Source organism: Bradyrhizobium sp. P5_C11_2 (assembly GCF_054049755.1).
In genome coordinates this window covers 1-6674 of record NZ_JBFULT010000422.1, presented here as the reverse complement: position 1 = coordinate 6674, position 6674 = coordinate 1, and the positions used below count along the sequence as shown (strand labels likewise).

Genomic DNA, 6674 nt, shown 5'->3' with positions numbered 1-6674 from the left:
CGAGAGATCACGCGGTATGGGTCCCGGCCTTCGCCGGGACGACGATGGAGTTTCAGGCAGCGCGCTCGCCCCTCACGCGCCCGCGGGCACCTGGTCCAGAAATCCCGTCACGCTCCTGATCCGCCCGTCCTTCAGCACGGCAAAATCCGTCCCCTTGATCGGGCTGTCGACGCCGTCCGGGCCGAGGCCCCACGAGAAACGAACGTGGTCGCCGTAGCCGTTGGGCTCGCCGAGCAGCTTGAACTTGAACTCGGGAAAGCGCTGCTGCACGCCCGCGATCAGCGCGTCGACGCCGTCATGGCCGTCGCCCGTCATCAGGGGATCGACATAGCTCGCATCCGCCGTCCAGTTCGCGCTCAGCAGTTCGCGCCGGCGGCTGGCCGTGCGCTCGTTCCAGAGATCGATATAGCGGCGGGCGATGGCGGCGGGATCGGTCATGGTGTTCTCCTTCGATGGCGCCGTTGGTTCGGCTGACCGTCACTATCGAAGGTTCACGCGCGCCGATCGATTACCTCTGAGGTCATCAGCGCGCGAAAAAAATGAAGCGCGATGATGGTCTCATCGCGCTTCATTCGCATGCGACTAGTTCGCGAAAATTACTTCGCCGCGGTCACCATGATCTCGACCGTGTATTGCGGCGCGGCCAGCTTGGCTTCGACGGTGGCGCGGGCCGGGGTGTTGCCGGGCGAGACCCAGCCGTCCCACACCGCGTTCATCTCGCCGAAGGTCTTCATGTCGGTGATGTAGATCGTGGCCGAGAGCAACTTTGACTTGTCGGTGCCGGCCTTGGCGAGATGGCCGTCGATGGTCTTCAGGATGTCCTGGGTCTGCTTGGTCACGCTTTCGCCGGCCGCGTTGCTCGCGACGACACCGGCGAGATAGACGGTGTTGCCGTGCACGACGACCTGGCTCATGCGCGGGCCGGTTTCAAAACGCTGAATGCTCATTGGGAGTCTCCTATGAATGGCGGCCCTGTCTAGCGCAGCGCCTTGCGCTATGCCACCCCAGGCACGCATGCGTTGCCAGGCACGCATGCGTTGCCAGGCACGCATGCGTCGTCCGCGATGCATGCGCGGCCTTACGGAAACCGGCTGAAGAACGTCCAGATCGTCTCGGCGCCGTCGATGTCGTTGTTCTGTGGCCCGAGCAGGCGCGCCGCAATCTTCGGGAAGCGGGCATCCGGCGCGAATCCGGGCATGCGGTGGCCGCCATGGTTGACGCGATAGAGCACGACGTCGTGCCCGCTGGGGCAGTGCGAGGAGACCCGTGTCACGGTGGTCTGGTCCGCGGGCGCACTATTGGGCAGGTCCGTCACCGCGGCGTCATCGGTGTCGCAGCCATTGAGCTTGCGCCAGAACGCCAGCGTCTCCTCGGTCGACCAGAATCCGTCTGCGGCATAATAGCTCGATCCGCGTCCGCCCTCGTAGGGCACCAGCGGGTCGGCCGTGCCGTTGATGATCAGCATCGGCAGCGGCCGCGACGGATGGCAGGTGACCGCGGCCTCCTCGGTGAGATTCATGATCACGCTCGCGCCGGCCGCGAACAGATCGGCGCGGGCGCAGACGAGCGTCATCGCCATGGCGCCGCCGTTGGACACGCCGGCGACGTAGACGCGCTTCGCATCGGCGGTGCCGTCGGCCACGAGCTTGCCGACGAGCTTTGCGATGAAGGCGATGTCATCGGTGCCCGGAGGCGGTCCACGCAGCGCGGGTCCCGCCTTCGTCCTCGCATCGGCCCAGGCATTGTTGAGCCCGTCGGGAAAGACCACGGCGAGGCCTTCGCGCTTTGCGACCTGCGGCCAGGCCGTCCGCGCCACCATGTCGGCGCCGCGCTGGGTCTTGCCGTGCAGCACGATCACGAGCGGAGCCGGCTTCTTCGCCGGCAGTAGCGCGGTGTAGGAGCGCTTCACGCCGCCGACGTCGATCGTATCGGCGGATGCGGCCGACGCGGCGGCCACTGCCGCGATGAGCGCCCCGATGCGGATCCAGTGTCGCACTAGCCCACCGCTTTCGCCGCGGCGCGGCCGGCATTGCGGCCCGAGAACAGGCAGCCGCCGAGGAACGTGCCTTCCAGCGAGCGATAGCCGTGCACGCCGCCGCCGCCGAAGCCCGCGGCTTCGCCGACCGCGTAGAGCCCGGGAATGACCTTGCCCGCTTCGCCGAACACGCGTGCGTCGAGATCGGTCTCGAAGCCGCCCAGCGTCTTGCGGGTGAGGATGTTGAGCTTGACCGCGATCAGCGGCCCATGGGCGGGATCGAGGATGCGGTGCGGGGAGGCGGTGCGGATCAGTCTGTCGCCGATATAGCGCCGAGCATTGTGGATGTTCATCACCTGCGCATCCTTGACGTAAGCGTTGGCGATCTCGCGGTCGCGCGCCTCGATCTGCATCCTCACCTCGTCGAGCCTGAGCAGGTCGTTGCCGGCGAGCGTGTTCATCGCCGCAACGAGGTCCTCGAGCTTGTCGCGTACGATGAAGTCGACACCGTGGCGCTTGAACGCCTCCACCGGCGCCGGCGCGCCCTTGTTGGTGGCGCGGCGCAAGGTCATGCGCCAGCTCTTGCCCGTGAGGTCGGGATTCTGCTCCGATCCCGACAGCGCAAATTCCTTCTTGATGATGCTCTGCGTCAGAATGAACCAGGAATAATCATGGCCGGTGGACATGATGTATTGGAGCTGGCCGAGCGTGTCGGAACCGGGAAACAGCGGCGCCGGCAGCCGCGTGCCGGTGGCGTCGAACCACATCGAGGACGGGCCGGGCAGGATACGGATGCCGTGGCGCGGCCAGATCGGCGACCAGTTCTGGATGCCCTCGACATAATGCCACATGCGGTCGCGGTTGATCAGCCGCGCGCCGATCGCTTCCGTGATGCCGATCATGCGGCCGTCGACATGTTCGGGCACGCCGGAGATCATGAATTTCGGCGGCTCGCCGAGCCGCTTCGGCCAGTTCTGCCGCACCAGATCATGATTGCCGCCGATGCCGCCGGAGGCGACGATCACGGCCTGTGCCTTCAGCGCAAACTCGCCGACCAATTTGCGCGACGAGCTCTTGCCGCGCTCGACGGGATCGGCTGCGAGAACGGCGCCGCTGACGCCGTCGACAGTACCGTTGGTGACGGACAGCGCATCGACGCGATGGCGGAACTTGAAGGTGATCCGCCCGCTGTTCGCCGCCTCGCGCGCGCGGCGCTCGAACGGCTCGACGATGCCGGGCCCGGTGCCCCAGGTGACGTGAAAGCGCGGCACCGAATTGCCGTGGCCCATCGCGTCATAGCCGCCGCGCTCGGCCCAGCCGACCACGGGGAAGATGCGATGGCCCATGGCGCGCAGCCAGTCGCGCTTCTCGCCTGCGGCGAACGCCACATAGGCCTCGGCCCATTGGCGCGGCCAAAAATCCTCGTCGCGGTCGAAGCCGGCGGTGCCGAGCCAGTCCTGCATCGCGAGCTCGAAGGAATCCTTGATGCCGAGCCGGCGCTGCTCCGGCGAATCGACCAGGAACAATCCGCCGAACGACCAGAACGCCTGGCCGCCGAGCGACTGCTCGCCTTCCTGGTCGACGACGATCACGCGCTTGCCCGCATCGGCGATCTCGGTGGCAGCCACCAGTCCCGACAGTCCCGCGCCGACAACGATGACGTCCGCCTGCTCAGTCATGAGTTCCCCCCTGTAGTTGCCCGGATTGAAGCCAGCGGTTGGAGCTGAGATCAAGGGTGTGGCGGATAAGACATCGTTAACTTGTTCCACATTGGGACCGAGCCGGCCCGAGTGCAGCGCGGACGCAACACTGGATTTGAATTTGTTTTGAGCGGGCCGGCGTGCCTAGACAAAACCACGGTTACGACAGACGCTAGCTGAGCATCACCACCTGACACGCAGATTCGAATTCGACTGGGGCGGGGGACAATGAAGTTTCTGACGGGGTTGCTTGCGGCGGTTCTCCTGATCGCGGGCATGGGGGCTTCTCAGGCGGTGGTTCGGATCGCGGATGATCGCGGCGGCCGGATCGGAACCTACGTCGACAGGTACCAGGATTTGCGCCAATCCGGCGACACCGTCATCATCGACGGCCTCTGCGCCTCCGCCTGCACCATCGTCCTCGGCGCCATCCCGCGCGACCGCATCTGCGTGACCTCGCATGCCACGCTCGGCTTCCACGCCGCCTGGGATTTCGGCAGCAACGGCCGTGCCGTCACCAATTCCGAGGCGACCCAGATGCTCTACGCGATGTACCCGTCGCAGGTGAAACGCTGGATCATGCAGCGCGGCGGCCTCACCCCGCACATGCTCTTCCTCAGGGGCAAGCAGCTCCAGGCCATGTACAAGCCCTGCTACCTCGACGCGCAGGCCTCGACGATCAAGCCGCAGCGCCGGTCTCTCCCGCAAGTGGAACAGCTCGAATCCGCCCGGGGCCAGCTTCTGCACTGACATCCTCAGCATGACCGGATCGTTTTAGCCCGCCAGCGGCGCCTTGCCCGCAGGCGGGCTAAAGCTTATCTGAGAACCCGGGAACCGGGGCCTTCGCCCCGATCGGTGTCATGGCTCAACCACTGCACTCCGCTCATCCGGTATCGGACAATTCGCCCACTGCCGGCCGGACGCCGGCCGTGCTGCTGTTCGCGGGTGCAGGGATCGGCGGGCTCGTCGTGATCGGCGCACTCGCGCTGTGGTTCCACTACGGCACCCAAGTGTTCTTCGAAATGATCAGGACCGGCTTTGCCGCCTGTTTCTGATCCGCGACAGGAAGTCGTCCGCCCATGAGCTCCGCCACCCGCCCGCTGGTGATTGCAACCGCCTTCGCCGCAAGCCTCGTCGTCGGGCTCCTGGTCATGTTCTGGGCCATGGGCGGGGTGAGCAAGGTGGCGCAGCCGGCCGCGATCGGGGGCCCGTTCCAGCTCACCGACCAGAACGGCAAGACCGTCACCGACAAGAGCCTCAAGGGCAAGCCGACCCTGATCTTCTTCGGCTACACCCATTGCCCCGACGTCTGTCCGACCTCGCTGTTCGAGATCTCGGAAGTGCTGCGCGTGATGGGCAAGGACGCCGACAAGGTCAACGCCATCTTCATCTCGGTCGATCCCGAGCGGGACACCCAGGCGGCGATGAAGGATTATCTCTCGAGCTTCGATCCGCATCTCGAGGGCCTCGGCGGCGATCCCGCCGACATTGCCAAGGTCATCACGTCCTACCGGGTCTACGCCAAGAAGGTCCCGACCAAGGACGGCGACTACACCATGGACCACACCGCGCTGATCTACCTGATGGACCGCGACGGCAGGTTCGTCTCGCCGTTCAACCTGAAGCGCACGCCTGAAGAGGCCGCGACCGAGCTGAAGCGGTATCTCTGAGAAGAACTCGGTCGAGCCACGAGCTCCCCTGCACCTCACCCGCCTGCGGGAGAGGCATAGGCCGCCTTTGGCGGCCGTCCTCTAAGACGCCGAGGCAAAGCCTCGGCTATGGCAAAGCGCCGGGTGAGGGCTCTCTCCTCTTGGGGATTGTCCCGACGTGGAGACACCCCTCTCCCCGAGCCTCTCCCGCAAGCGGGAGAGGGGGCGCACCTCTGCCCAGGCCACAATCCCCGCTCGCGTTCCCGGCCGGATGGTCTATAAGGCCCTCCGATCCCAATGAAATTCGTTCATTTCCCGCCGATGGCCGCATCGCGACAGGTAAAATCGCTCCAGATCTTGCGCCGTGTCCTGCTTGGGCTGGCCGTCGGCGCTTGCCTGTTCCCGGGTCTGCCCGGCGCGAAGGCCCAGACCCCGGCCAAGCAGCCTTCCGTGGCGCCCCAAGGAACTCCTCAAGGGACGCCTCAAGGGACGCCCCAGGCCACCCCGCGGGTTGCGCCCCAGGCGGCCCCCCAGGCCGTGCCCAGCTTCTGGGACCCGCGGCGGCGGCCCGAGCGGCCGGACCTGTCGCGCCTGACCGTGATCCGTTTCCTGACCGAGACCGACTATCCGCCGTTCAACTACACCGGCGCCGACGGCAATCCGGCCGGCTTCAACGTCGATCTCGCCCGCGCGCTGTGCGAGGAGATCAAGGTGACCTGCACGGTGCAGATGCGCCGCTTCGAGACGCTGGTCGATGCGCTCGCCTCCAACCGGGGCGACGCCATCATCGCCTCGATGGCGGTGAGCCCGCAGCTCCGCGCCCGTGTCGATTTCACCGATCCCTATTACCGCGTGCCCGCGCGCTTCGCCTCGCGCAAGGACGCGGTGATGCCGGAGATCCGCCCGGAATATCTCGAGGGCAAGAAGGTCGGCGTCATCGCGGGCTCGGCGCATGAAGCCTATCTGAAGGCGATGTTCACCGATGCCGAGCTGCACGCCTATCCCAATGACGACGCCATGCGCGCCGCCTTGCGCAAGGGCGAGGTCGATTTCATCTTCGGCGACGCCATCTCGCTGGCGTTCTGGATCAACGGCACCGATTCGGGCGACTGCTGCGCCTTCTCCGGCGGTCCCTTCGTCGAAAGCCGCTTCTTCGGCGAGGGCATCGGCATTGCCGTCCGCAAGGGCAACGACGTGCTGCGCCAGGCCCTGAACTGGGCGATGTTCCGCGTCTGGGAAAAAGGCCGCTACACCGACCTGTGGCTGCGGTATTTTTCGGTGAGCCCGTTTTAGTCATCCAACCCCGTCATTCCGGGGCGCGCGAAGCGTCATTCCGGGGCGCGCGAAGCG

The 6674-nt window shown here is 66.1% G+C and carries 8 protein-coding genes; 4 read left to right on the top strand and 4 right to left on the bottom strand.

The genetic code is table 11. The features are described from left to right. Nucleotides 1–72: 72 nt before the first annotated feature. The 4 genes from ACXJL8_RS29755 to ACXJL8_RS29740 all read right to left on the bottom strand — a co-directional run bounded on the left by ACXJL8_RS29755 (nucleotide 73) and on the right by ACXJL8_RS29740 (nucleotide 3654). Entirely contained in the window at nucleotides 73–438 is a 366-nt protein-coding gene (locus tag ACXJL8_RS29755; RefSeq protein WP_456619626.1) for a nuclear transport factor 2 family protein, read from the bottom strand. Between the two features lie 158 nt (nucleotides 439–596). Continuing rightward, entirely contained in the window at nucleotides 597–947 is a 351-nt protein-coding gene (locus ACXJL8_RS29750) for a RidA family protein (protein WP_456619627.1), read from the bottom strand. A gap of 131 nt (nucleotides 948–1078) precedes the next feature. Next, nucleotides 1079–1996, bottom strand: coding sequence for an alpha/beta hydrolase family esterase (locus ACXJL8_RS29745; RefSeq protein WP_456619628.1), 918 nt, complete (start codon nucleotides 1994–1996; stop codon nucleotides 1079–1081). Further along, the gene (locus ACXJL8_RS29740) at nucleotides 1996–3654 is read right to left on the bottom strand and encodes an FAD-binding dehydrogenase (protein ID WP_456619629.1); all 1659 of its coding nucleotides are present in this window, start codon (nucleotides 3652–3654) and stop codon (nucleotides 1996–1998) included. The genes ACXJL8_RS29745 and ACXJL8_RS29740 overlap by 1 nt, the downstream gene beginning before the upstream one ends. A gap of 249 nt (nucleotides 3655–3903) precedes the next feature. Here ACXJL8_RS29740 and ACXJL8_RS29735 point away from each other — a divergent pair, with 249 nt between their 5' ends. The 4 genes from ACXJL8_RS29735 (at nucleotide 3904) to ACXJL8_RS29720 (ending at nucleotide 6617) form a co-directional block, all read left to right on the top strand. Beyond that, the gene (locus tag ACXJL8_RS29735) at nucleotides 3904–4425 is read left to right on the top strand and encodes a hypothetical protein (RefSeq protein ID WP_456619630.1); all 522 of its coding nucleotides are present in this window, start codon (nucleotides 3904–3906) and stop codon (nucleotides 4423–4425) included. Between the two features lie 110 nt (nucleotides 4426–4535). Then, complete coding sequence (locus ACXJL8_RS29730) at nucleotides 4536–4730, top strand: hypothetical protein (RefSeq protein WP_456619631.1); 195 nt, start codon at nucleotides 4536–4538, stop codon at nucleotides 4728–4730. Between the two features lie 24 nt (nucleotides 4731–4754). Next, nucleotides 4755–5345: an SCO family protein gene (locus ACXJL8_RS29725; RefSeq protein ID WP_456619632.1), complete on the top strand. Its 591-nt coding sequence runs from the start codon at nucleotides 4755–4757 to the stop codon at nucleotides 5343–5345. Nucleotides 5346–5645: 300 nt separating this feature from the next. Further along, nucleotides 5646–6617: a transporter substrate-binding domain-containing protein gene (locus ACXJL8_RS29720; protein WP_456619658.1), complete on the top strand. Its 972-nt coding sequence runs from the start codon at nucleotides 5646–5648 to the stop codon at nucleotides 6615–6617. The last annotated feature ends 57 nt before the right edge of the window (nucleotides 6618–6674 follow it).

What these genes read in the sequence shown, in the direction of transcription:
- ACXJL8_RS29750 (WP_456619627.1), bottom strand. Translation starts at nt 947, where the DNA reads ATGAGCATTCAGCGTTTTGAAACCGGCCCGCGCATGAGCCAGGTCGTC.
- ACXJL8_RS29720 (WP_456619658.1), top strand. Translation starts at nt 5,646, where the DNA reads ATGGCCGCATCGCGACAGGTAAAATCGCTCCAGATCTTGCGCCGTGTC.
- ACXJL8_RS29740 (WP_456619629.1), bottom strand. Translation starts at nt 3,654, where the DNA reads ATGACTGAGCAGGCGGACGTCATCGTTGTCGGCGCGGGACTGTCGGGA.
- ACXJL8_RS29725 (WP_456619632.1), top strand. Translation starts at nt 4,755, where the DNA reads ATGAGCTCCGCCACCCGCCCGCTGGTGATTGCAACCGCCTTCGCCGCA.
- ACXJL8_RS29755 (WP_456619626.1), bottom strand. Translation starts at nt 438, where the DNA reads ATGACCGATCCCGCCGCCATCGCCCGCCGCTATATCGATCTCTGGAAC.
- ACXJL8_RS29730 (WP_456619631.1), top strand. Translation starts at nt 4,536, where the DNA reads ATGGCTCAACCACTGCACTCCGCTCATCCGGTATCGGACAATTCGCCC.
- ACXJL8_RS29735 (WP_456619630.1), top strand. Translation starts at nt 3,904, where the DNA reads ATGAAGTTTCTGACGGGGTTGCTTGCGGCGGTTCTCCTGATCGCGGGC.